This window comes from Pseudomonas sp. J452, assembly GCF_024666525.1.
GTDB lineage: Bacteria > Pseudomonadota > Gammaproteobacteria > Pseudomonadales > Pseudomonadaceae > Aquipseudomonas.
Window position 1 is genome coordinate 4,140,006 of the sequence record NZ_CP088294.1, and the last position, 24,150, is coordinate 4,164,155.

At 64.9% G+C, this 24,150-nt stretch carries 21 protein-coding genes and 2 tRNA genes; 2 read left to right on the plus strand and 21 right to left on the minus strand.

The window, feature by feature from the left end:
- Positions 1–139: 139 nt before the first annotated feature.
- The 13 genes from LRS11_RS18775 to LRS11_RS18835 form a co-directional block, all read right to left on the minus strand.
- Positions 140–216 (minus strand) — tRNA-Asp (locus LRS11_RS18775).
- Between the two features lie 21 nt (positions 217–237).
- Positions 238–313, minus strand: a tRNA-Val gene (locus LRS11_RS18780).
- Between the two features lie 198 nt (positions 314–511).
- The gene (locus LRS11_RS18785) at positions 512–1,036 is read right to left on the minus strand and encodes a type II secretion system protein M (protein ID WP_312026984.1); all 525 of its coding nucleotides are present in this window, start codon (positions 1,034–1,036) and stop codon (positions 512–514) included.
- Positions 1,033–2,178: a type II secretion system protein GspL gene (gspL, locus tag LRS11_RS18790; protein ID WP_260494369.1), complete on the minus strand. Its 1,146-nt coding sequence runs from the start codon at positions 2,176–2,178 to the stop codon at positions 1,033–1,035. Before gspL ends, LRS11_RS18785 begins: the two co-directional genes overlap by 4 nt.
- A complete protein-coding gene (gene gspK / locus LRS11_RS18795; RefSeq protein ID WP_260494370.1) occupies positions 2,175–3,158 on the minus strand; it encodes a type II secretion system minor pseudopilin GspK in 984 nt (327 codons plus the stop codon). The genes gspL and gspK overlap by 4 nt, the downstream gene beginning before the upstream one ends.
- Positions 3,155–3,853 (minus strand): type II secretion system minor pseudopilin GspJ, encoded by a 699-nt coding sequence (gene gspJ / locus LRS11_RS18800; protein ID WP_260494371.1) that lies wholly within the window; start codon positions 3,851–3,853, stop codon positions 3,155–3,157. The genes gspK and gspJ overlap by 4 nt, the downstream gene beginning before the upstream one ends.
- Entirely contained in the window at positions 3,850–4,239 is a 390-nt protein-coding gene (gene gspI / locus LRS11_RS18805; RefSeq protein ID WP_260494372.1) for a type II secretion system minor pseudopilin GspI, read from the minus strand. Before gspI ends, gspJ begins: the two co-directional genes overlap by 4 nt.
- Positions 4,236–4,772 (minus strand): type II secretion system minor pseudopilin GspH, encoded by a 537-nt coding sequence (gene gspH, locus LRS11_RS18810; protein WP_260494373.1) that lies wholly within the window; start codon positions 4,770–4,772, stop codon positions 4,236–4,238. Before gspH ends, gspI begins: the two co-directional genes overlap by 4 nt.
- Positions 4,773–4,778: 6 nt before the next feature.
- Positions 4,779–5,210 (minus strand): type II secretion system major pseudopilin GspG, encoded by a 432-nt coding sequence (gene gspG / locus LRS11_RS18815; RefSeq protein ID WP_260494374.1) that lies wholly within the window; start codon positions 5,208–5,210, stop codon positions 4,779–4,781.
- 5 nt (positions 5,211–5,215) lie between these two features.
- Positions 5,216–6,430 carry a GspF family T2SS innner membrane protein variant XcpS gene (xcpS, locus tag LRS11_RS18820; protein WP_260494375.1) on the minus strand — a complete coding sequence of 405 codons (1,215 nt, stop codon included), beginning with the start codon at positions 6,428–6,430 and terminating at the stop codon, positions 5,216–5,218.
- Between the two features lie 16 nt (positions 6,431–6,446).
- Entirely contained in the window at positions 6,447–7,958 is a 1,512-nt protein-coding gene (gene gspE, locus LRS11_RS18825) for a type II secretion system ATPase GspE (protein ID WP_260494376.1), read from the minus strand.
- A gap of 352 nt (positions 7,959–8,310) precedes the next feature.
- The gene (locus LRS11_RS18830; protein ID WP_260494377.1) at positions 8,311–11,052 is read right to left on the minus strand and encodes a peroxidase family protein; all 2,742 of its coding nucleotides are present in this window, start codon (positions 11,050–11,052) and stop codon (positions 8,311–8,313) included.
- A 143-nt stretch (positions 11,053–11,195) separates the two neighbouring features.
- On the minus strand, positions 11,196–13,823 hold the full coding sequence (locus tag LRS11_RS18835) for a LuxR C-terminal-related transcriptional regulator (RefSeq protein WP_260494378.1): 2,628 nt from the start codon (positions 13,821–13,823) through the stop codon (positions 11,196–11,198).
- A gap of 440 nt (positions 13,824–14,263) precedes the next feature.
- Here LRS11_RS18835 and LRS11_RS18840 point away from each other — a divergent pair, with 440 nt between their 5' ends.
- Both LRS11_RS18840 and gspD read left to right on the plus strand, forming a co-directional pair.
- A complete protein-coding gene (locus LRS11_RS18840; RefSeq protein WP_260496957.1) occupies positions 14,264–14,860 on the plus strand; it encodes a type II secretion system protein N in 597 nt (198 codons plus the stop codon).
- A 53-nt stretch (positions 14,861–14,913) separates the two neighbouring features.
- A complete protein-coding gene (gene gspD, locus LRS11_RS18845) occupies positions 14,914–16,809 on the plus strand; it encodes a type II secretion system secretin GspD (RefSeq protein ID WP_312026985.1) in 1,896 nt (631 codons plus the stop codon).
- Positions 16,810–16,860: 51 nt separating this feature from the next.
- Here the strand turns inward: gspD and LRS11_RS18850 are convergent, their stop codons facing one another.
- The 8 genes from LRS11_RS18850 to LRS11_RS18885 all read right to left on the minus strand — a co-directional run bounded on the left by LRS11_RS18850 (position 16,861) and on the right by LRS11_RS18885 (position 24,118).
- A complete protein-coding gene (locus tag LRS11_RS18850) occupies positions 16,861–17,106 on the minus strand; it encodes a GlsB/YeaQ/YmgE family stress response membrane protein (RefSeq protein WP_182833445.1) in 246 nt (81 codons plus the stop codon).
- 91 nt (positions 17,107–17,197) lie between these two features.
- Positions 17,198–18,409, minus strand: coding sequence for an O-succinylhomoserine sulfhydrylase (locus LRS11_RS18855; RefSeq protein ID WP_260494380.1), 1,212 nt, complete (start codon positions 18,407–18,409; stop codon positions 17,198–17,200).
- A 16-nt stretch (positions 18,410–18,425) separates the two neighbouring features.
- On the minus strand, positions 18,426–19,931 hold the full coding sequence (gene purF, locus LRS11_RS18860; RefSeq protein ID WP_260494381.1) for an amidophosphoribosyltransferase: 1,506 nt from the start codon (positions 19,929–19,931) through the stop codon (positions 18,426–18,428).
- 35 nt (positions 19,932–19,966) lie between these two features.
- Positions 19,967–20,530 carry a CvpA family protein gene (locus tag LRS11_RS18865; RefSeq protein ID WP_260494382.1) on the minus strand — a complete coding sequence of 188 codons (564 nt, stop codon included), beginning with the start codon at positions 20,528–20,530 and terminating at the stop codon, positions 19,967–19,969.
- 89 nt (positions 20,531–20,619) lie between these two features.
- Positions 20,620–21,186: an SPOR domain-containing protein gene (locus tag LRS11_RS18870; protein ID WP_260494383.1), complete on the minus strand. Its 567-nt coding sequence runs from the start codon at positions 21,184–21,186 to the stop codon at positions 20,620–20,622.
- The gene (gene folC, locus LRS11_RS18875) at positions 21,170–22,471 is read right to left on the minus strand and encodes a bifunctional tetrahydrofolate synthase/dihydrofolate synthase (protein ID WP_260494384.1); all 1,302 of its coding nucleotides are present in this window, start codon (positions 22,469–22,471) and stop codon (positions 21,170–21,172) included. The genes LRS11_RS18870 and folC overlap by 17 nt, the downstream gene beginning before the upstream one ends.
- Entirely contained in the window at positions 22,468–23,358 is an 891-nt protein-coding gene (accD, locus tag LRS11_RS18880; RefSeq protein WP_260494385.1) for an acetyl-CoA carboxylase, carboxyltransferase subunit beta, read from the minus strand. The genes folC and accD overlap by 4 nt, the downstream gene beginning before the upstream one ends.
- 139 nt (positions 23,359–23,497) lie before the next feature.
- Positions 23,498–24,118, minus strand: a complete 621-nt coding sequence (locus LRS11_RS18885) for a phosphoribosylanthranilate isomerase (RefSeq protein WP_260494386.1) — start codon at positions 24,116–24,118, stop codon at positions 23,498–23,500.
- Between the last annotated feature and the right edge of the window lie 32 nt (positions 24,119–24,150).

Genomic DNA, 24,150 nt, shown 5'->3' on the forward strand with positions numbered 1-24,150 from the left:
CTCCTGTTGTGACGGCATGACCTAAACAAAGACCATGCCAACAGCCTGAAGATTCCCTGTGACAAAGACGTTACGTGAAAAATTTTTCCGCCAGATGCGAAAAACCCCCAGCTCTTGCGAGCTGAGGGCTTCTCTAATATGGCGCAGCGGACGGGACTCGAACCCGCGACCCCCGGCGTGACAGGCCGGTATTCTAACCGACTGAACTACCGCTGCGCGTCGGTTCTCGCAAGAGACTGGTGGGTGATGACGGGATCGAACCGCCGACCCTCTGCTTGTAAGGCAGATGCTCTCCCGGCTGAGCTAATCACCCGAGTAGCCTTGCGAGGTGGCGAAATTTACGCAGCTGGCTCACCTAAGTCAACACCCTGCTTGAAGTTTTTTTCTTGGAGGTGGTTTTAGCGAGCTTTTCCCCGCCCCGCCATCAGGCACGCAGTCGCTGCAGACGGGCGCTATAAGCCCGCCCATTTTTAGTGCAAAGACTGCTGGCAATGCCTCCTGACGGTGATCTTCAGGCGCCACTGCGCAGCAACAGCCGACTGCTCACCAGCTCCTTGTCGGCCCGCTCCAGGCCGGCCTCGTCGACCCGCACGCCCTGCTCTTCCAGGCTCACCAGCCAGCGCAGCAAACGACTGAATTCGGCAGGCTGCAGGCTGACCTGCACGGCACCGTCGCCCTGGCTGTCCAGGCGCTCGACATTCAGGCCATGGCTGCTGGCGCTGGCGGTGACCAGGCCCTGCAGCTGCGCCGGATCGACGCTGACCTGCGGTTTGCCGCTCTGCGCACGCAGCTGCGGCGCATGCTCCTGCAGGTACTGGTGCAAGGCACGCTGCTGCTGCAGGTAGGCACGCGCCTGCACCACCTGCTGCGCCGCCGGGCGCCAGAGCGCCAGGTAGAGCAATGCCAGCAGCAGAAACAGGCCGAGCAGGCCCAGGGCCAGGCGATCACGCGACGGCAGGCCGCGCCAGTACGGCAGCAGGCCAAGCTGCTCCAGACGTGTCCGCAGTGGCTCAGTCAGTCGATTGAAACGGCTCATCCATTACCCCCGATCACCAGGCGCGCACTGACGCCATTGTCCTCGCGACTGGCCGAGCCCATCTCGACCGCCAGTCCAGCCTGCTGCAGGCGCGTACGCAAACGCTCCAGCGCGGCGAAATCCTGGGCCTGCAGGTTCAACGCCAGGTCGCCACGCTGGGAATTGAAATCCAGCTGTTCGACGCGCACCTGTGCGCCCTCGGCGTTGATCGCCTGCGCCGCCTGATCGAGCAGGCCGAGCAACAGGTTCTGCCCACTGCCTTCGGCCTCGGCCAGGTGCTGATCGAACTGCGCACGCAGGTTGATCAGCTTGTTGTCATCCGGGAACAGCTCGCGGTACAGCGCCTCGCTGGCGCTGGCGTAGCCCTCGGCCTCGCGTTGCAACTGCCAGCCCTGCACCAGGTTGAAGCCCCACTGCAGCACCAGCCACAGGCCGAGCAGCGCCAGCAGCGGACGCCAGCGCCCCAGATCATTTGTCGCCTCGCGGCGGGCGAAGGCACCCTGAGCCAGGTTGCCGCCCGCTTTCTGCTGGGCCAGCCAGACATAGGGCTGAGTCAGCTCGTGGCACTCGTCGACCTGCGCCGGTACGGCCTGACCAACCGCCACATGTGCCACCCTTGGCGCCGGACAGAGTGCCTGCAGCTGCGGCCAATCCTGTGCCTGCAGGGCCAGGCGCGCCTCGCCGCTGCCGCCGAGCAGCCAACGTTCGCCCAGGCAGAGCAACTGACTGCCTTCACCACCGAGCAAGTCGGCATCCACCTCGATTCGCTGCGGCAGACAGGCACCGCAGAGCGCCAGCCAGGCGCCCAGCCAGTCGCGGCGCAGGGCATACACTCGCTGACGGCCATCGGCCAGGGTCTCGCCGACGCACAGATGGAACAGCTCGACATCCTCGGCCAGCAGCTCTTCCACGGCGAACGGCAGCGCCTTCTGCAGCCAGCGCGCCTTGGTGGTCGGCAACTGCACGACACACACGGTCACCGCCTCCACCGGCAGGATCAGGCGCCAGGCCTGGTCCGCCGCCGGTACGGCTTTGGCAAACGGCAACTGCTCGACCGCACCACTCTGCACGCGCCGCACCTGCAGCTCGGGGTCGACGGCAGAACAGGCCGTCGGCGGCAGAAACACACAAAGCGCACTCATTGCTTGGACTCCTTGGTGAGCTCAGGCGGCGCAATGCCGCTCTGCCCCAGATCACGCGCCAGCACACGCACGCGCCCATCATTGCCACGTTGCAGATAACTGACCAGCACCTGGCGGCGCTCGCCCAGGCTCGCCTCGCTGATCACCTGAAAATACTGACTGCCGATATCCAAACCCGCTGTCCCCGCTGTCCCCGCTGTATCCGCCGGCACGCCAAGCTGCTGGGCAAAACCGGCGAGGTCACGATAGCCACCGCGTTTCTGCATGGCCACCACCCCATCCAGCGCCGACGCTGAAATATTCTCGCCCAGGCTGGCCAGCACCTGGGCGCTGGCGGTATTCACATTCAGCTTGGCCTCGACCGGCAAGGCGCAGACGAAAGGCAGCAGACGCCGGTACTCGGCCTCCTTCATACCCAGCAGCAGGCGCAGCTCGGACACCTCGCGAATCAGCCCCGGCCCGGTGCGATAGGGCGGTTGCAGCAGCAGGTACTGGGCATCCTCGGCGCCATTGCCGCCTAGGTTTTCCTGGTCCTGATCCAGCCAGTCCTGCAGGCGCTCGGCATATTCGACCGGCATCTGCAGCTGCAGCAGCAGGCGACGCAAACGCTGCAGGGCAATGTCGGCGGTGGTACTGCCGTTGGCCAGGCTATTGAGATTGAAGCGCCCGGACAGGTCGACGATGCGCAGGCGCAGCTCGCCGCCTTCATCCAGGGGAAAACTCAGTTTCGGGTTGGCCCAGGGCTCGCCCAGATGATCCAGCGGCTGGCGCGGATCGCCCTCGCGCAGGTCGCGCTGCAGGATCGCCTTGGCCAGCAGCTCGCCGCCCTCGGCGTAGTACTGCGCCTGGCGCACCAGCAACTGGTTGCCGGTGCTGCGGATGGCCAGCTGCTGGCGCAGTACCAGGCCGGTGCAGACCACGCTGACCAGGGCCACCACCAGCAGCACGGTGATCAGTGCCACCCCACGCTGGCGACTCATGCTGACGGCTCCGGCGCGGGCTCTTCAGGCAGCAACTCGCCGCCGTCACCGCCGTCGCCACCGGGCACGCCCTGTTGCCCCTGTTCGGCGGTTTCCGGCAGACGCCAGAGGCGGCGCAGCTCGCCGTAATGACGCTGTTCGATAACCAGTTCGACAGCCTTGGGCAACAAGGTCAGTGACTCATCGCTGCTGCTATTGGCGGGCGGCCAGTTCTGCAACCAGCGCCCCTCATCATCGAGAAAGCGCAGTTCGAAACGCTGCACCCCGCCAAGCGCCTGCTGCACCCGCGGCTGGCTGTCCTGCGCCTGATCCAGCACCGCCCAGTAACTGCGCTGCCATTGCTCGCCCTGCAGCTGCCAGCGCACCCGCTGCAAGGTGGCGCGATTCAGGCCCAGCGGATTGCGCCAGCCATTGCGGGTGAACTCCAGGTTGCTGGCCGTGCCGCTGTCACCGAGCATGCTCGGCTGCACGTCGCCCAGCGGATCGCGCACCGGCCGCCGCCACACCTGCAGCAGGTCGCGCTCGAAAGCCGCCATGGCGCGGGTCAGTTCGCGCAGGCGCTGCTCCTGGGCACGCTGGCTGCGGTCGGCCTGCATCACGCTGTCGAACATGCGGTAGGTGGCCAGGCCGAGCAGCGCAAAAATGGCGATGGCGATCAGCAGTTCGAGCAGGGTGAAGCCGCCACTGCGCCTCATGGCTCGCTCCCGAGGAAGCCGCTGAGGGTCACCAGCGCCTGCTCCTCGACCTTGCCGCGCAAGCCACTCTCGGGGCGCAAGGCCACCCAGATGGTGACGCGGCGCATGCCCGGATCGCTGGTCGCCTGCACCTGGCTCTGCCACAGCCAGCGCCGCCCGGCGTAGGTTTCTTCGCCCTTCTCGCTGCCGTCGTCCGGCGGCGTCTCGGCCAGTTGCAGCTCCTGCAGGCGGTTGTCCGCCAGCCACAGGGCGAAGGTCTTGTCTTCCAGGCGCGCGGCGGTCTGCAATGAACGCGCAGTGGCGGTCAGCACGCTGGCGGCGACCAGGGCGAAGATGCCCAGGGCCACCAGCACTTCCAGCAGGGTAAAACCGCGCGCGCGCTTCATGGCGCCTTACCCGACGACTTTTCCGCCTCGATCAGCGGCTCGCTGAAGCCGTCGCTGGAAATCAGCAGCGCCGGCCCACCGCGCTCGTTCCCGGACAGGCGCAGGCGGAACGGGCTGAGCTCGCCGCTGGAGAGGATCAGCAATTGCGGCACCGGCATCTTCGCCGCGCCCTTGCCGGTAGGGCTGGGCAGGGTCAGGGCCTGTTCGTCCAGCTCGATGCTCAGCTCCACCCAGTCGGGCAGGCCGTGCACCCTGGCGTCGTCTTCCAGCGCCTGCCACTGACCACGCTGCGGCTCGTAACGCAGCACCTGGTAGGACTGGCGCTCGAAGCGCACACCGTATTCGCGGTTATCCAGCACGGCTTCGTCGAGCAACACGCGCAGCAGGCCGGCCAGGCGCTCGGCCTCGTCGTTCAGCTGGCGCGCCGGGCTGGCGGCCATGCCGCTGCCAAGCACGGCCATGCCGGTCAGGGCGCCGAGTATCACCAGCACCACCAGCAGCTCGACCAGGGTGAAGCCGTGCGCCCGGCGCATGGACGATCAGAGTTCCCAGTTGCCAATATCGGCGTCGCCGCCCTCGCCGCCTTCCTGGCCGTCGGCGCCCAGGGAGTAGAGGTCGATCTTGCCGTGGGTGCCCGGCGCCAAATACAGGTAGGTGTTGCCCCACGGGTCGACCGGCAGCTTCTTCAGGTAGCCCTCGGCGTTCCAGTTCTTCGCCGGCGGGTTGCCGGTGGGTTTCTTCACCAGTGCCTCGAGGCCCTGCTGGGTGCTCGGGTAGTTCTGGTTGTCCAGCTTGTACATGTCCAGCGCGGCGCCGATGGCACGGATATCGTTCTGCGCCACGGTGACCTTGGCCTGGTCCGGCCGACCCATCACCTGCGGCACCACCAGCGCGGCGAGGATGCCGAGGATCACCACCACCACCATGATCTCGATCAGGGTGAAGCCACCTTGTTTGCCCAGCTTGTTCATCGTTTTCAACCCACCAGTTGGTTCAAAGACAGAATCGGCAGGAGGATGGCCAGCACGATCACCAGCACCACCGCCCCCATAAAGACCAGCATGAACGGCTCGAACAACCCGACCAGCAGGCCGATGGTGGCCGCCAGGTCGTTTTCCTGATTGCGCGCGGTGCGCGCCAGCATCTGGTCCAGCTCGCCGGAGCGTTCGCCGCTGGCGATCATGTGCAGCATCATCGGCGGAAACTGCCGGCTGGCCTCCAGCGCCCGCGACAGGCTGCCGCCCTCGCGCACGCGCTGGGTGGCCTGGATCACGTCATGACGGATCACCCGGTTGACCACCACTTCGCTGCCAATCGCCAGCGCCTCGACCAGCGGCACACCGCTGCGTACCAGGATCGCCAGGGTCGAGGCGAAGCGCGCGGTCTCGGTGGCGCGGATCAGCCCGCCGACCAGCGGCACGCGCAGGACGAAGCCGTGCCAGCGCTGACGCATGCCCTCCTCGCGCACCGCGCGGCGAAAGCCCAGCACGCCGAGCACGATCAGGATCAGCGCCAGCCAGCCCCAGCCCTTGACCAGCTCGCTGACCAGGATCAGGCCACGGGTCAGCGCCGGCAGGGTCTGCCCGGAGTCGATGAACACCCGCACCACATCCGGCACTACGTAGCCGAGCAGGAAGCCGACGATGATCAGCGAGGTGATCATCAGGATCAGTGGATAGAGCAGCGCCAGCTGTACCTTCTGCCGCGACTGCTGGCGTTGCTCGGTGTAGTCGGCCAGCTGTTCCAGCACCGGACCCAGGTGCCCGGCATGCTCACCGGCGGCCACGGTGGCGCGGTACAGCTCGGGAAACGCCGCCGGAAACGCCGCCAGGCTGGCAGCCAGACCGTGGCCTTCGAGCACGCGGGCGCGCACGGCCAGCAGCATCGACTGGATCCGCGGCTGGCGCGACTGCGCGGCGGCGGCGCGCAAGGCTTCCTCGATCGGCAGCGCGGCGCTGATCAGGGTCGCCAGCTGGCGGGTGACCAGGGCCAGGTCGCGCGCGGCCAGGCCACGACGCAGGCTGAAGCCACTGCCCTGCGGCGCCTCGCGGCTGCGCATGGCTTCTACCTGCAGCGGTGCCAGTTGCTTCTCGCGCAGCAGCTGGCGCACCTGGCGGGCGCTATCGGCTTCCAGTACGCCTTTCTGCTGGCGGCCCTTGGCGTCGAGGGCGATGTATTCGAAGGCGGCCATCAGTCTGTCCTAGCCATCAGTCTTCTCGGGTGACGCGCAGCACTTCTTCCAGGGTGGTCACCCCTTCCAGCACCTTGCGCCGGCCATCTTCGCGGATGCCGGGGCCGAGGCTGCGCGCGTGGCGGGTCAGTTCCTGTTCGCCGGCGCCGTTGTGCACCAGGGTGCGCATCTGCTCGTCGAAGATCACCAGTTCATAGATACCGGTACGCCCGCGGTAGCCCTGTTGATGGCATTCGCTGCAACCCTGGGCGTGGTAGATGGTCGGTGCGGCCTGCGGCTCGAGGCCGAGCAGGCTGCATTCGGCCGCGTCGGCCGGACGCGCTTCGCGGCAGTGCGGGCAGAGCACGCGCACCAGGCGCTGGGCCAGCACGCCGAGCAGGGAGGAAGACAGCAGGAACGGCTCGACGCCCATATCGACCAGGCGGGTGACGGCGCCGACTGCGCTGTTGGTGTGCAGGGTCGAGAGCACCAGGTGACCGGTGAGCGAGGCCTGCACGGCGATGTCGGCGGTTTCCTGGTCGCGGATTTCGCCGACCATCACCACGTCCGGGTCCTGCCGGAGGATGGCGCGCAGGCCGCGGGCGAAGGTCATGTCGACGCGCGGGTTGACCTGGGTCTGGCCGATGCCTTCGAGGTAGTACTCGATCGGGTCTTCGACGGTGAGGATGTTGCGCGTGCGGTCATTCAGGGTGACCAGGCCGGCGTACAGCGTGGTGGTCTTGCCCGAGCCGGTGGGGCCGGTGACCAGCAGGATGCCGTGGGGCTTGCGCAGGTTTTCGTCGAGCAAGCGGCGGTCGCGCTCACTCATGCCCAGGTGGGTGAGCGACAGGCGCCCGGCCTGCTTGTCGAGCAGGCGCAGTACCACCCGCTCGCCGTTGGCCGAGGGCAAGGTGGAGACGCGGATGTCGACTTCACGGCCGCCGACCTTGAGCGAGATACGCCCGTCCTGCGGCACGCGCTTCTCGGCGATATCCAGCCGCGCCATGACCTTGACCCGCGAGACCAGCAATGCCGCCAGCTCGCGGCGTGGCTCGATCACTTCGCGGAGGATGCCGTCGACGCGAAAGCGTACGACCAGGCGTTTTTCGAAGGTTTCCAGGTGGATGTCGGAGGCGCCGGCCTTGATCGCCTCACCGAGGATGGCGTTGATCAGGCGGATGATCGGCGCGTCGTCTTCCTGCTCCAGCAGGTCGCCGGATTCCGGAGTCATTTCCGCCAGGCTGGCCAGGTCCAGCTCGGCGCCGAGGCCTTCGGCCATCAGGCGCACTTCCGAGGAGTCGCGCTGGTAGGCGGTGGTCAGTGCCTGTTCGAATTCGGCGGGGCTCAGCCAGTGCAGCGGCAGCACCTGGCGGGCAAAGCGCTGGGCTTCCTGCAGGGCGGCCAGGGTCGCGCCTTCGCGCAGACACAGGCTGACCTGGCCGGCGTCTTCGCGCAGCAGCACGCCGTGGCGTTTGGCAAAGGCGAAAGGCAGCGGGCGCAGGGGCACGACTGCCGGAGCCGCTAGTGCGGCGTGAATATCGCTGGACATGCGCGGGCCCGTTCCTGAATGGCGAATTGCATCGGTTCTTAGAACCTGTTTGGGGTCTTTTGAGCTAGAGCCAGGCAAGGCGAAATTGGCCGAGGACGCGGAATTTACAAGGTGTAAATGAGCAGTCCGAGGCCAATTTCAACGCAGCATGGCCGACGGTCAAGAGATCCGAGACAGGTTCTTATTGTTATATGGCGCAATGGAGCGGCCAAGTTAACGGATTCAGTGGAAAAATAAAGGCCCGTGATTACGCTTTGTCGCGACAGTGCGGGCAATCACAGAACGGCACTGGATAAAAAAGGCCCCGGCATAAGCCAGGGCCTGATTTTGCTGGGTAGCTTACGCCACCGGTTTACTTGTCTTCGTGGCGCTGGTGCTTGAAGAACACCCCGCTGTCACCGAACGCCGAGGCGATCAGCGGCGAGGTCAGCTCCAGCTCGCCCACTTTCACCGCACTGCTGCGGCGTTGCTGGGCGTAGGTGCGGCTGGTGGACGGGATGATGGAGGTCTTGATCTCCATCGAGGTGGCGTACACGTCATACAGCTTGGTACCGGCGGTCAGAGTCACCAGATCGTTGCGGAAGTCGTGAGCGGCCGTGGAGAAACGGCTGCGCAGCTCGCTTTTCGGCACGAAGTAGATCTGCGTCGGTGCCTTGGGCGTGGTCACGGCCTGACCGTTCTGCGCGACCTTGGCGAAGTCGTCAACGCGCAGCAGGGTCGGCTTCAGGCTCACCGCCGAGAACAGGATGGTGGTGCCCAGGGTGTCATTGACTTCCGGCACCACGTACTGCGAGAGCTCGTTGGCGAAGAAGTTGTAGTTGCTGCCCTGACCGCTGAGGCTGTACAGCGCGGAGACGTTCTGCGACGGCTTGCCGTTGACGAAGGCCTTCCACGCCAACCCCGGCTGGAAGCCGTTCTTGGCCGGATCACCGGCTACCGACAGGCGCAGCAGGCCGCTGTCGGCACCCTGGAACAGACCGGTGTAGGGGTTGCCCGCGACCGGAATGAACTTGACCTTGGCCATCACGCCATTCGGGTGCATGGCCTTCTCATGGCCCACCGGGGCGACGTCGGTGCGCTCCTGCACCTTTTTCCACAGCACCGAGCCAATCAGCCCACCGACATCCACCGGCGGGATCACCGGCAACTGGCCTTCGGCGTACTGGGTGCGCAGTGCACCGTTGACCCACAGGTTGTCCTGTTTGGCCTGGGCCGGCCAGTTTTCGTAGTCGGCCGGGATGTTCAGACCCCAGGGCTTGAAGGCGTTTTCCACGCCCAGCAGGCTGCTGTCCAGCTGCGGGTTGTGACGCTTGAGCACGTCGACCATGGTGGTGTTCTCCACCCAGGCCAGGCCTTCGGCGGTGTACACCTCGGGACGGTAGTCCTTGGTGAAGAAGCGGTCGGTCATCAGGCGGCGCGAGGCGTTCATGATGAAGATCTGGAACGCCGTTTCACCGAAGGCGAAGCCGTCCGGACGCACGGTTTCGGCGAGCATGCCGACCAGGGTGTCGATCTTCTCGATGTCGTTGCCGTAGACCCGCTTGAGGTTGGCCAGGGCCACCGGCTCAGTGGTCAGGTCCTCGAACTTGGTGATCGGGTTGAGGCCGATCTCGCGGCGGAACTCGTTGTAGCGCGGCACACCACGCTCACGATCACGCAGCACGTCGACGGTCGCCAGGTCGATGTTGCCGACCAGCGGGATCGACAGGTTGCGCAGGAAGTTCGGGTAGTTGTTGAGGGTCAGCGAACCCGGGTTGGTGATACCGAAGGAGTACCACAGGCGCTCCGGGCTTTCGCTGGACAGCAGGTCCTCGGCGTCACCGTCACGGGTATTGGGCAGCGGGATTGAGTTGGCGATCACGTTCGAGCCGATGTCGTAGACATCCACCTTGTCGCGCATCAGCGGGTGCATGCGGTACACGGCGACGAACTCTTCGGTGAGGGTGTACGGCACGCCGTAGTTGTTCGGATTGGTCGAACCGACGATACCGGCCAGGGCGTGGTCGATGGCCGAGCTGCCGGCCTGGCTGCCGTCGATGCCGAGGATGCGCAGGACGAAGGAGTTGGAGCTGGCCAGGTCCTCCTGCAGCATGCGCGCCTCATCCTGGTACTTGTCGCGGTTCGGCCCGGAACCCAGCAGGCCCCACCAGTTGGCGTACATGGCACGCTCGGTGACCGGGTTGGCGATCACCGCCGGGGTCCATTCCACGGTGTGGATCTTGGCCATCAGCGCCGAGTTGGCCAGGCGCGCGCGGTCATACAGCCACTGGTCGCTCTGGCTCGGGTACTTCTGCTTGAGCATGCTGGCGATGGCGTTGTGTTCCTTGGTGAACAGCTGGTGCAGCATGCTCAGACCGACCCACCAGTTCTCGTTGACGCCGGTGATCGGCTTGCCGCTGAGAAACTCGCTGGGCAGGGTGCCATCGGCGTTGATCTTCAGCTTGCCATCGACGAAGGAACGCACCTTGTCGTTGGTTTCCTTGCTGCTGCCGTACAGCTGCGAGCCGTCCCACCAGTGGGTGTTGTGGTTGCGGTAGGTCTGCGGCTTGCCGGCTTCGGCGGCGGTGCGGGTCGGATCGAGCTGGGTGCGGCGTACCGACAGCGCGCCGCTGCCGAAGGCGTCGCCGGCCGGCAGCGGAATCTGGATCGGGTTGTCTTCGGCGTTAGGGCCGTGGTCGACCCAGTCATGGACCATGAACTGGATCCACGAGGCGGCGATGAAGTTGAGGCTCGGCGCCGGCTTGAACTCGCCACGGGCCATCAGCAGGTTACTGACTTCACGCGGATTGGGGCTGAGCAGGGTGTCTGCTTCGGTTTCACCCTGGGTGACCGTCGGGTCGACGTTACGCCCGAAACGCCGGTAGACAGAGCCTTCGGCCGGGTTGGCGAGGATGTTACAGGTGCCATCCTCGGTGCGTGCGCCCTGACTGCGCGCATCGCAGGTGAGGTTGGCGTTGGCCGCCGGCAGGTTGTCGACGTCGAACAGGTTGTTCTTGAACAGCACATCGCGCTCGAGCGCGAGCGTGATCAGGCCGGCATAAATGCCCAGGGTGCCGAGTTTGACCAGACTCGGCCATGTGACCCAAACAGACATGGCTATATCTCCCGATTTTTATTGTATTAGCTACGGTAGGGGGCCGGATTTTCCGGCTGCCGGGAGAGTAGGGATTTGCGCCGCCCCCTCCCCCCCTCCGTGGGAGGGGAAAGTGGCGATTCGACTGCCGTTGGTCGCGGTGATCAGCTACGGGGATGCTGGCTGAGGATGGCTTCGGTGCGGCTGGAGAGGTTGAGCTTCGAGTAGATGTTCTTCAGGTGCCACTTGGTGGTGGACAGGGCGATGCCCATGCGTGCGCTGATTTCCGTGTTGGACAGGCCGCTGAGCAGGCAGTCGAAGATCTCCACCTCCTTGCCGGTCAGCAGACTGGTCAGATCCGGCGCGGGCGCCGGTGCGGTGCTCTCGGCCAGAAGGAACTCGGCATAGGTCTCGCGGTACTTTTCCGGCACGTCCAGCTGCCCCGACTGCAGCAGGCCGAGTACCGCTTCGGCGAAGCCGGGCGCCTCGTCGAACACCGAGCGGTTGATGTTGACGATGCCGTAGTGCTGCACCAGTTGCAGCAGCGCGCGCAGCTGCTCGTCCTTGCTCAGTTGCGGCGCGCTGAGGACCAGCAGGTTGGCCTCGACCACCAGGGTGCGCGCCTTCATCTCGCTGCGCCGCAATGACTCGGCGAGTACCTTGAGGATGCGACAGGCGCGCGGCTGGGCGCCACGCTGCACCAGCCAGTACACGGCGGCCAGGCCATAGCGTTCCCAGCATTCATCGTAGGACCGCGCCCGCTCCCACTCCCCCGCCGCCAGCCGCTCTTCGATGCCCAGGCGCTGGGCCAGGGCATCCAGCGCCGCCGGACGACCGCCGAGGAAGGCCTGACGCATGCTCTCCTGCGCCACCTGGCTGGCGAAGCGGGCGTAGTTGCCCAGCTGCAGAATGCGTGACAGCTGTTCCAGCAGGCGCCCGGCGCGGCCATCGGACTGGCGCCGATAGAGCAGGCGCGACAGGGTGATGTGCACGGTGGCGATGGTCTCGGTGGCCGAAGACGAGCTGACCACGGCCATCAGGTCCTCGCACAGCTGCTGGGCCGCGGCCAGCTGGTTCTGTTCATAGAGCGCCACCACCATGGCCGTGGCCCGGTTGACCCAGGCCGGCGAGGAGCGCTCGGTGCGCTGGTAGTCGTGGTAGACATCCTTGCGCGCGCTGGTGGCGCGACAGGCGTTGCGGTTGCACAGGGCGATGATCAGGTCGGCGTAGCTTTCCAGAAAGCTCTGTCCGGTCTGCTCCAGCAGCGCCTTGGCCTCCAGCGCCATGCTGATGGCCTGCTGCAGGCGGGCGTTGAGCAGGTGGTGATAAGACAGGATGGTCAGCGCCAGCGCGCGGATCTCCGGCGGCACCCCAGCGGCCAGCAGGTCGGACCAGCGTTCGCCGGGGGTGAAACCGAGATCGAACTGGAACAGCTCCAGATTGAGTGCCAGCAACTGCCGGGTCAGCACATCCACCGTCGGCTCGCGACTGGCGCGCGCGCCCAGCTCGTCCAGGCAATAGCGCGCCTGGTGGAAGCGCCGCGACAGGGTCAGCGCGTAGACCATCGGCACCAGCAGGCGTGGGCTGGCGAACAGTTCGCTTTCGCTGAGCGGCTCCAGCCACTTGAGCACCTCGGCGAAATGCCCGGAACGCACCCACTGCTCGCAAGCCTCCTCCAGCATGCGTCGAAACAGTTCCGCATCATTGCTGCGCTGGGCGTGCTGCAGGGCCTGCTCGAGATCGCCGCGCTGCTGGAAGCAGTGCGCCGCACGGCGGTTGAGCGCACCGATGCTCTGCGGCTGCTCGACTGCCAGGCGCGCGGCGAGGAAGTCATGCAGCAAGGCATGGTAGCGATACCAGCCCGGCTGATTGTCCACCGGCAGCATGAACAGCTCGCGCACGGCGATATCTTCCAGCAACAGCGCCGAGCCACTGCGCTCCAGCACGTGATCACACAGGTCGCCATCGAAGCGCTCGAAGATCGCGCTGCACAGGAAGAAGTCGCGCAGGTGCGGCGACAGGCGCTTGAGCACCACATGGCCGAAGTAGTCGACAATCTCCGGCTGGCTGCCATTGAAGCGTTCCAGGGCGATGGTGCCGAAGCGGGCATAGGCCAGCAGCGCCACCTTGACCCCGGCGACCCAGCCCTCGGTCATGGCCATCAGGCTGTCGACGTAGGTCGAGCTGAGGCTCGGCCCGCCGAGGTGGGCATTGAGCTGCTGGATCTGCGCCGCCGACATGCGCAGGTCGTGCTGGTCGATGCACAGCAGCTTGTTTTCCAGCTTCAGCCGGCTGAGGGAGAATCCCGGATGGTTGCGGCTGGAGAGGATCACCCGGGTATCGCCGGACAACCGTTCGAGCATCGCCGACAGCACGTCGAGAATGGTTGGCTGACTGATGTGTTGGAAGTCGTCGAGGACGATGTACAAGCCGCCGGCAATCCGCTCCAGGGCATCGGCCAGGTATTCACCGACTACTTCGGGCGCCTGGTGCATCTCGGCGGCGAAGGGGTTGAACCAGGAGATGTCGAAGTCCTCGACCTGGCCGCGAATGGTCTCCGCCAGGCGGCGAAAGAAACGCACGGGATCATTGTCACGCGCCTGCAGCGGGTAGTAGACCACCCTGCGCCGGGTATCCCCGGCCTGCCAGTGGGCCAGCAGGGTCGATTTGCCCGAGCCCGCAGGCGCCAGCAGCAGCGTCAGGGGGAAATGCTCGCAGTGGCTGAGCAGCTCCAGCAGTTCCTCGCGGGCGAATCCAGGAGGAATGACGGAGGAAGGCTTGCGGTCTTCCATGGCAGTGTCCCGTCGGGCTTATTTTTATTGTTGAACGGAAAGCGCTTGGCGGCCGATGATAACGGCCGGGGGGCGGGAAAATCCGAAGCAGATCACGCTTCTGGCAGCAAAACTGCCCAGTCGCTGACTGACGCAGCGGTACCTTTTATCGTGCCTGGCGGCGCGGACTGCGGAAAACGTCCGGCTGCGCGCTTGTTCACCGCACTGTCAGGGATTTCTGGCTGAATCCCCGAGTGCATGACGGAGCGCGCACAGCCCGAACAGTTGCGGTATGGTTGGCGCTGCTCCGCGCATGATGGGGCGAGCAGGCGCAGCGCGAATACGCCACCTGACTGCATAGAATAAGAAAATCATTGGGGGATGATGCATTGAGCGCAACAGGCACCCGCCTTCCTGGCTGGCTGCAACGCCATGGCGTGAGCGGCCTTTGCCTGCTCGTGGTGGCAGGCATGAGCCTGAGCCTCTCCTGGCAGATTGTCGATCTGCGGCGTCTGCTGCACAGCCCGGCGCCAGCGGCCGACAGCGCCCCCGCTGCCAACCAGAGCCAGCCCCTTGCGGTAGAACCCCTGCAGGGCCTGTTCGGTACGCCCGTACAGCAGAATGGTGATCAACCGGCGCCGCCTACCAACCTGCAGCTGACCCTGCTGGGCAGCTTCGTCAATCCGGACAGCAAACGCTCGACGGCGATTATCCTGGTGGCCGGTGGCAAACCCCGGCGCCTGACCGTCGGCGATGAAATCAATAGCGGCGTGCGCCTGCAGGCTGTGCACCAGGATCATGTGGTGCTGAGCCGCAACGGCCGTGAAGAAAGCCTGCACTTCCCTCGCCTGCGCACGGCGACAGCTGCAGCAGCCACCTACAGCGAACAGTACGATCCGCAGTATGACGCTGCGGAGCCGACCGCCGAACAGCTTGAGCACCTGCAGAGCGAAGACGTTCAGCAGTTGCAACAGCGCATGGAAGTTCTCCGTCAACAAATGGAAGGCGATGGCACCACGCCGCCGACCGAAGCGCCAGAAGCCGAAATCAGCCAATGACCCACTTCAGATCCGCATCGCCAAAACACCTACCTCTCGCCCTGCTCCTGGCCATGAGCTGCCTGGGCAATCCGCTGCCTGTCGCCCTGGCCAACCAGCCCGCTGGCATCACCAGCGAACAGGGGGAAACCTGGACGATCAACATGAAAGATGCGGACATCCGCGACTTCATCGAACAGGTCTCCAGCATCAGTGGCCAGACCTTCGTCGTCGACCCCCGCGTCAAGGGCCAGGTTACCGTGGTATCGCAGGCGCCACTGGGCCTCAGCGAGGTCTACCAGCTGTTCCTTTCGGTGATGAGCACCCATGGGTTCTCGGTGGTCGCCCAGGGTGATCAGGCGCGTATCGTGCCGAATACCGAAGCCCGCGCCGATGGTTCCCTGGAGGGCAGCGCCGCGAACACCCTGGAAACCCGGGTGATCCAGGTGCAGCAGAACGCCGTTAATGAACTGATCCCGCTGATTCGCCCGCTGGTCCCGCAGTATGGCCATCTGGCTGCCGTGGCCTCGGCCAATACGCTGATCATCAGCGACCGCCCGGCCAACATCACCCGCATCGAGCAGGTGGTGCGCCAGCTGGACCAGGCCAACCAGCAGGATTACACGGTCTACGACATGCGCCACGCCTGGGTCATGGATGCCGCCGAGGTACTCAACAGCACCCTCAATCGCGGCCAGGCCAAAGGCACCGGCGGCGCCACCCAGGTGGTTGCCGACAGCCGTACCAATCGCCTGATCCTGCTCGGCCCGCCGGAGGCCCGAGCGAAGATGCTGGCCCTGGCCAAGTCCATCGACACGCCCTCCTCGCGCTCGGCCAATACCCGCGTGATTCGCCTGCGCCACAACGACGCGAAAAGCATGGCGGAGACCCTCGGCGAGATCGGTGAAGGCCTAAAGTCGAGCGAAGGTGGCGGCGAAGCCGGCGCCGGCAAGCCCAAGCAGATGCTGATCCGCGCCGACGAGAGCCTCAACGCCCTGGTGATCCTCGCCGACCCGGACACCGTGAGCATGCTCGAAGACATCGTCCGTCAACTGGACGTGCCGCGCGCCCAGGTACTGGTCGAGGCGGCCATCGTCGAAATTTCCGGTGACATCCGTGATGCCCTCGGCGTGCAGTGGGCAGCCAGGGGCGGCGATGCCATCGGCGGGGTGAATTTCAACAACACCGGTTTTTCGATCGGCACCTTTCTCGGCGCACTGCAAGACCAGAAGATCCCGTCGCCGCTGCCCAGTGGCGCGATCATCGGCATCGGTAACAGCGACTTCGGCGCGCTGATCACCGCGCTGTCGTCCAACAGCAAGAGCAACCTGCTGTCCACCCCGACGCTGCTGACCCTGGACAACCAGGAGGCAGAAATCCTGGTGGGTCAGAACGTGCCGTTCCAGACCGGCTCCTACACCACCTCGACCGACGGGGCGAGCAACCCCTTCACCACCATCGAGCGCCAGGACATCGGTGTAACGCTCAAGGTCACGCCGCACATCAATGAAGGCAACACCCTGCGCCTGGAGATCGAACAGGAAATCTCCTCGCTGGTGCCGGCCCCGGCCAACGTCAACGTGTCCGATGTGATCACCAACAAGCGCTCGATCAAGAGCACCATCCTCGCCAGCGACGGCCAGGTCATCGTGCTCGGCGGGCTGATCCAGGACGACGTCACCCGTAGCGACTCCAAGGTGCCGATCCTCGGCGATATTCCGCTGCTGGGGCGGCTGTTCCGCTCTACCGAAGACACCCACGTCAAACGCAACCTGATGGTCTTCCTACGCCCGGCCGTGGTCCGCGATGCCAACGGCCTGGCCAGTCTGAGCAACAAGAAATACAGCGACATCCGCGTGCTCAGCCAGCCTATCGGCGACGAGCAGAGCCTGCTGCCAAGCGACCCGCAACGCCTGTTCGATCGCCAGGACAGCTACGAGTCGGCCATTGACCTGCGCCCGCAACAGTAAGCGCATAGCAACGCCCTGCTCTGCCCCTTTAGCCGGGCAGAGCAAGGCTGATCAGGCTTTCTTGATCAGGCCGACGATAAACAGCAGCACCAGAGCGCCGATCACCGCCGTCACCAGCGAACCGATCAGGCCGCCGCCCGCCGATACACCCAGATAACTGAACAGGTGACCACCGATCACCGCGCCGACTATGCCGACCACCAGGTTGCCGATCAGGCCGAAACCGCCGCCACGCAACAACTTGCCAGCGATCCAGCCGGCAATGGCGCCGATCAACAGAAAAAGTATGAGACTCATGGGGGCTCCTAGCCTGGGATTGTCATCCCAAGACTAGACCACCACAGGCAGGAGACATTCCCGGCGGCTTGCCCGCCGGGAGCAATGGCTCTTAGAGTGCGGCGAGACCGCGAGCCAGATCGGCTTTGAGGTCGGCAACATCTTCCAGGCCCACAGCCACCCGGATCAGGTTGTCGCGGATACCAGCATTGGCCCGCTCCTGCGGCGACAGGCGGCCGTGGGAGGTGGTCGCCGGGTGGGCGATGGTGGTCTTGGTATCGCCGAGGTTGGTGGTGATCGAAATGACTTTCGTCGCATCGATAAAGCGCCAGGCCGCCTCCTTGCCACCCTTCACTTCGAAACTGACTACCGCACCGAAACCGCTCTGCTGCCGCTTGGCCAGCTCATGTTGCGGGTGGCTGGGCAGGCCGGAGTAGTAGACATGCTCGATGCCCGACTGCTGCTCCAGCCATTCGGCCAGGTGCTGGGCGCTGGCGCAATGCGCCTGCATGCGTACGCGCAGGGTCTCCAGGCCCTTGAGGAACAGCCAGGCATTGAACGGACTGAGGGTCGGCCCGGCGGTGCGCAGGAAACCGACCACGCCTTCCATCTGCGCCTTGCGCCCGGCCACTACGCCACCCATGCCGCGACCCTGACCATCGATGAACTTGGTCGCCGAGTGCATGACGATGTCCGCGCCGAGCTTCAGCGGTTGCTGCAGCGCCGGGGTGCAGAAGCAGTTGTCCACCGCCAGCAGCGCGCCACGGGCATGGGCGATTTCCGCCAACGCGGCGATATCCACCAGCTCGGCCAGCGGGTTGGACGGTGACTCGACGAACAGCAGCTTGGTATTGGCCTTGAACGCCGCTTCCCAGCCAGCCAGATCGGCCAGCGGCGGGTAATCCACCTGGATACCGAAGCGCTTCAGGTACTTCTCGAACAGGCTGATGGTCGAGCCGAACACGCTGCGCGACACCAGCACATGGTCGCCGGCACTGCACAGGCTCATGACGATGGCCAGGATCGCCGACATGCCGGAGGCGGTCGCCACCGCCTGCTCGGCGCCTTCCAGGGCGGCCATGCGCTCCTCGAAGGCACGCACGGTCGGGTTGGTGTAGCGCGAGTAGACGTTGCCCGGCACTTCGCCGGCGAAGCGTGCGGCAGCATCGGCGGCGGTGCGGAACACGTAGCTGGAGGTGAGGAACAGCGCCTCACCATGCTCGCCTTCCGGCGTGCGGTGCTGCCCGGCGCGCACGGCCAGGGTGTCGAAGCCAACGCCCTCGAGGTCGCTGTCCAGCCGTCCTGCATCCCAATCCTGGCTCATCGGCAGCTCCTCGCTATCAGTCGTTGTGCAGATCGATGATCGCACTGACCGCTTCTGCAGTTGATTTGCTGGCGTCATTGCGCGCCTGCTCGATCTTGTTCAGGTAGACCTCGTTGACGTCACCGGTGACGTACTGGCCATCGAACACCGCACAGTCGAAATGCTCGATCTTGACCTTGCCGCCACCGACCGCGTCGATTAGGTCCGGCAGATCCTGGTAGATCAGCCAGTCGGCGCCGATCAGCTCGGCTACCTGCTCGGTGCTACGACCGTGGGCGATCAGCTCGTGCGGGCTGGGCATGTCGATGCCGTAGACATTCGGGTAGCGCACGGCCGGTGCGGCGGAGCAGAAATACACATTCTTCGCCCCGGCTTCGCGGGCCATCTGGATGATCTGCTTGCAGGTGGTGCCGCGCACGATGGAGTCGTCCACCAGCATCACGTTCTTGCCGCGGAACTCCAGCTCGATGGCGTTGAGCTTCTGCCGTACCGATTTCTTCCGCGCGGCCTGGCCGGGCATGATGAAGGTACGGCCGATGTAGCGGTTCTTGACGAAGCCTTCGCGGAACTTCACACCCAGGTGATTGGCCAGCTCCAGCGCCGAGGTACGGCTGGTGTCCGGAATCGGGATGACCACGTCGATGTCGTGATCCGGGCGCTCGCGCAGGATCTTCTCGGCCAGCTTCTCACCCATGCGCAGGCGCGCCTTGTACACCGACACGCCATCCATCAGCGAGTCCGGGCGGGCCAGGTAGACGTGTTCGAAGATGCACGGCGACAGCTGCGGGTTGGCCGCGCACTGGCGGGTGTGCAGGTTGCCGTCTTCGGTGATGTACACCGCTTCGCCCGGCGCCAGGTCGCGAATCAGGGTGAAACCGAGCACGTCGAGGGCAACGCTCTCGGAAGCGATCATGTACTCCACACCTTCATCGGTATGGCGATGACCGAAGACGATCGGACGAATTGCATAGGGGTCGCGGAACCCGACGACACCGTAACCGGTGATCATCGCCACTACCGCATAGCCGCCCTTGCAACGCGCATGCACACCGGCAACGGCGGCAAACACGTCTTCCTCGGTCGGCTGCAGCTTGCCGCGCACCGCCAGCTCATGGGCGAACACGTTGAGCAGCACTTCCGAGTCGGAGTTGGTATTGACGTGGCGCAGGTCGGATTCGTAGATCTCGCGCGACAGCTGCTCGACGTTGGTCAGGTTGCCATTGTGCGCCAGGGTGATGCCGTAGGGCGAGTTGACGTAGAACGGCTGCGCCTCGGCAGAGCTGGAGCTGCCTGCAGTCGGGTAACGCACATGGCCGATGCCGACCTGGCCGACCAGGCGCTGCATGTGGCGCTGCTGGAACACGTCCCGCACCAGGCCGTTGTCCTTGCGCAGAAACAACCGGCCGCCATGGCTGGTCACGATACCGGCAGCGTCCTGGCCGCGATGCTGGAGGACGGTCAGCGCGTCATACAGCGACTGGTTGACGTTGGACTTACCGACAATACCGACAATGCCACACATGTGACGCAACCCCTACGTTGTGAATCAGGCTAGATCTACAGGCTTTCAGGCAGTTTAGGCTGCGAGAAGGCCTCTTTGAACGGCAGATCGGCCGGCGCGCTGATACCGCTCGCCAACCACTGACTGGACAGACCGAGAATCAGGTTCTTCGACCAGTCCGCCACCATCAGAAAATGCGGCAGCAGACTCGACTGCTGCCACCATTTGTCCTGTTGCACCGGCGCCAGGCTGACCAGCCCGACCAGCACCACCACCAGCAAGGCACCACGCGCAGCGCCGAAGACCATGCCGAGAAAACGATCGGTGCCCGACAAACCGGTCACCCGGATCAGTTCACCAATAAGGAAATTGACCAGCGCACCGACCAGCAAGGTGGCGATGAACAAAATGGCGCAGGCGGCGATGACCCGCATCGACGGGGTTTCGATAAATTCAGTGAGGTGCTGTGACAGGGCGCCGCCGAACATCCAGGCCACGACGCCTGCGATGATCCAGGTCAGCAGCGACAGCGCTTCCTTGAAGAAGCCGCGTTTCAGGCTGATCAGACTGGAAATGGCGATGACGGCGATAATCGCCCAATCGACCCAAGTGAATGCCACGATGCTGCCTACAGACGGGAAAGGCGGCGGATTTTAACAGAGCCAGCCCCGCCGGGTAAGCCGGGGCTGCTATATGGTCGCGATAGAGATCAGCCGTTTTCCGGCTGGAAGCGCACCACGAAGCCATTGAGCTTCTGCTGGCGGTTCAGCTGGTCACGCAGGCGATCAGCCTCGGCGCGCTCGACCAGGGGGCCGACGAACACCCGATTCATGCCTTCGAAGGTGCGCACATAGGCGTTGTAGCCCTGGCTGCGCAGTTTTTTCTGCAGGTCCTCGGCGCCACTGCGACTGGACAGACTGGCCAGCTGCACCGACCAGCTAACTGGCAGGCTGCTGGCATCCAGACGCTCGGGCTTGCTCGGCTCGACTGCCGCTGGAGTAGCCGCAGCTGGCTCAGTCGGCGCATCGGCAACTTCCGGAACCTCCAGGGGCTCAACCGGCGGCACCTGCTCCGGCGCAATCGGCTGGGGCACCTCGACCGGATCCAGGGCAACCTCGGGCATGGCAGGCGCCTGCGGCATGGCAGGCGCATCGACTACCACCTGGCGCAGCTCATCCTCGCGGGAAAACAGCATCGGCAGAAAGATCACCGCCAGCGCAACCAGCACCAAGGCGCCGACTATCCGCTGCTTCAACCCTTTATCCAGCACTGCCATTCCCTGCCTCCGCCTGTTGCCCCAGCCATTCCAGGGCCTCGGCCACACAATAGAAAGAACCGAACACGAGGATTTCATCCTCGGCGGTCGCCTGTCGACATTGTGCCAACAATGCCTCGGCAACGCTGTCACAGGCAAGCACGTTGGCGCCGAGATTGCGCAAAGTCGCCTGCAACTCACCGACGGGCCGGCTGCGCGGACTCGGCAAAGGCGCCACCGCCCAGCCCTGCACTTCGCCCAGCAGAGGCGTCAGCACACCCGCCAGATCCTTGTCCTGCAACAGACCGAAAACCGCCAGGCGCCGCCCCACCGGTGGCGTTGCCGCCAAGCGGGTAGCCAGGTAATCGGCGGCATGCGGGTTATGCCCGACATCCAGCAGCAACTGCAGGGTCTTGCCCTGCCACTGCAGCTGGCGGCGATCCAGGCGCCCGGTCACTCGCGTAGCCAGCAGAGCCGCCTGAATCGCACTCGACTGCCAGGGCAGACCCAGCAAGGCGTAGGCCTGGAGGGCCAGGGCAGCATTTTCCATGGGCAGGTCGAGCAATGGCAGATCGTGCAATTCCAGCACGCTACCGGCGGCATTCAGCCCCCACCAGTGCCAGTTCTGCTCGGTAACGGCGAGGTCATAGTCGCGACCACGCAAGAAGAACGGGCAATCGAGCCTGGCCACCTGATCCAGCAGCGGCTGAGGCGGATCGAGATCGCCACACAGCGCCGGACGGCTCTGGCGGAAGATACCCGCCTTCTCGAAGGCCACCGACTCGCGCGTGTCGCCCAGCCAGTCGGCGTGGTCGATGCCGATGCTGGTCACCAGAGCGATATCCGCATCGATCAGATTGACCGCATCCAGACGCCCGCCCAGGCCGACCTCCAGCACTACCGCATCGAGACCGGCGCGCTCGAACAGCCAGAAGGCCGCCAGGGTGCCCATCTCGAAGTAGGTCAGGGAAATTTCGCCACGCGCCGCCTCTACTGCGGCAAACGCCATGCACAGGGACGCATCGTCGGCCTGCGCATCATCGATCAGCACGCGTTCGTTGTAGTGCAGCAGGTGGGGCGAACTGTAGACCCCGACCTTGAGTCCCTGACCACGCAACAGGGAAGCCAGGAAGGCGCAGGTGGAACCCTTGCCATTGGTGCCGGTGACCGTGACCACCCGCGGCGCGGGCTTACCCAGGCCGAGCCGCTCGGCGACCTGGCGGCTGCGCTCCAGGCCCATGTCGATGGCACTGGGGTGCAGCTGCTCCAGATAGACGAGCCAGTCGGCGAGGGTACGTTCAGTCATGCCGTGGCCGGAACCTGAGCAAGGGCAGGTGCCGGCAGGTGCTGCAGCTGCGCCAGCAGGCGGGCCAGGCGCGGACGCAGTTCCTGACGATGGATGATCATGTCGATGGCGCCATGCTCGAGCAGGAACTCGCTGCGCTGGAAGCCTTCCGGCAGTTTCTCGCGCACGGTCTGCTCGATCACCCGCGGGCCGGCGAAGCCGATCAGCGCGCGCGGCTCGGCAACAATCACGTCACCGAGCATGGCCAGGCTGGCGGAAACGCCGCCGTAAACCGGGTCAGTCAGTACGGAGATGAAGGGAATGCCCTCTTCGCGCAGGCGCGCCAGTACGGCGGAAGTCTTAGCCATCTGCATCAGAGAGATCAGCGCCTCCTGCATGCGCGCACCGCCGGAAGCGGCGAAGCACACCAGCGGGCAGCGCTTTTCCAGGGCCACGTTGGCGGCACGCACGAAGCGCTCACCGACGATGGCACCCATGGAGCCCCCCATGAAGCTGAACTCGAAGGCGCAGGTGACGATCGGCATGCCCAACAGGGTACCGCTCATGGAGATCAGCGCATCCTTCTCGCCGGTATCCTTCTGCGCGGCGGCCAGGCGGTCCTTGTACTTCTTGCTGTCACGGAATTTCAGGCGATCCACCGGCTCCAGCTCGGCGCCGATTTCCTCGCGCCCGTCCGGGTCGAGGAAGATGTCCAGACGGCTGCGCGCATCGATGCGCATGTGGTGGTTGCACTTGGGGCAGACATCTTCGGTCTTTTCCAGCTCGGGGCGATACAGCACGGCGTCGCAGGACGGGCACTTGTGCCACAACCCTTCCGGCACCGAGCTCTTCTTGACCTCGGAACGCATGATCGAAGGGATCAGCTTTTCTCTCAACCAGTTGCTCATGCTCACTCTCCGTAGCTGACCCGGTGCGACGCTACGCGCCGGTAAACTCATACTCATGGCCCATGCAGCCCAGCCAAACCGGCCTGCCTGGACGACTCAAAGACTGCTTATGGACGGCAGGCAGGCCCCGCCCGTCACATCAGGCGCCGCGTGCCGCACGAATAAAAGCCCGAACCTTGCCGGCATCCTTGATGCCCTTCGCCGACTCCACGCCACCACTGATATCCACCGCATAGGGACGTACCTGGGCGATGGCTGCCGCGACGTTATCCGGGGTCAACCCGCCAGCCAGGATCACCGGCTTGGGCAGCTCGGCCGGCACCAGCGACCAGTCGAAGGCCAAACCGGTACCACCGGGGACACCCTCGACGAAGGTGTCCAATAGAACGCCGGAAGCACTGGGGTAGCGCGCCATCTGCGCGGCAATATCATCGCCGGCCTTGACCCGCAGCGCCTTGATGTAAGGGCGACCGTAGCCCTCGCACTGCTCGACCGACTCATCACCATGGAACTGGAGGAGATCCAGTGGCACCTGCGTCAGGATCTGCTGCAACTCGGCCCGCGGCATATCCACGAACAGGCCAACCGTGGTCACGAACGGCGGCAACGCCGCAATGATCTGCTGCGCCTGCGCCACGCTGACCGCACGCGGACTCTTGGCATAGAACACCAAACCTATGGCATCGGCACCCGCAGCAGCGGCTGCAAGTGCATCCTCGACACGGGTAATACCGCAAATCTTGCTGCGAACGGCTGACAAGTACTGGCACCTTGTAGGAAAAAATCGATGAT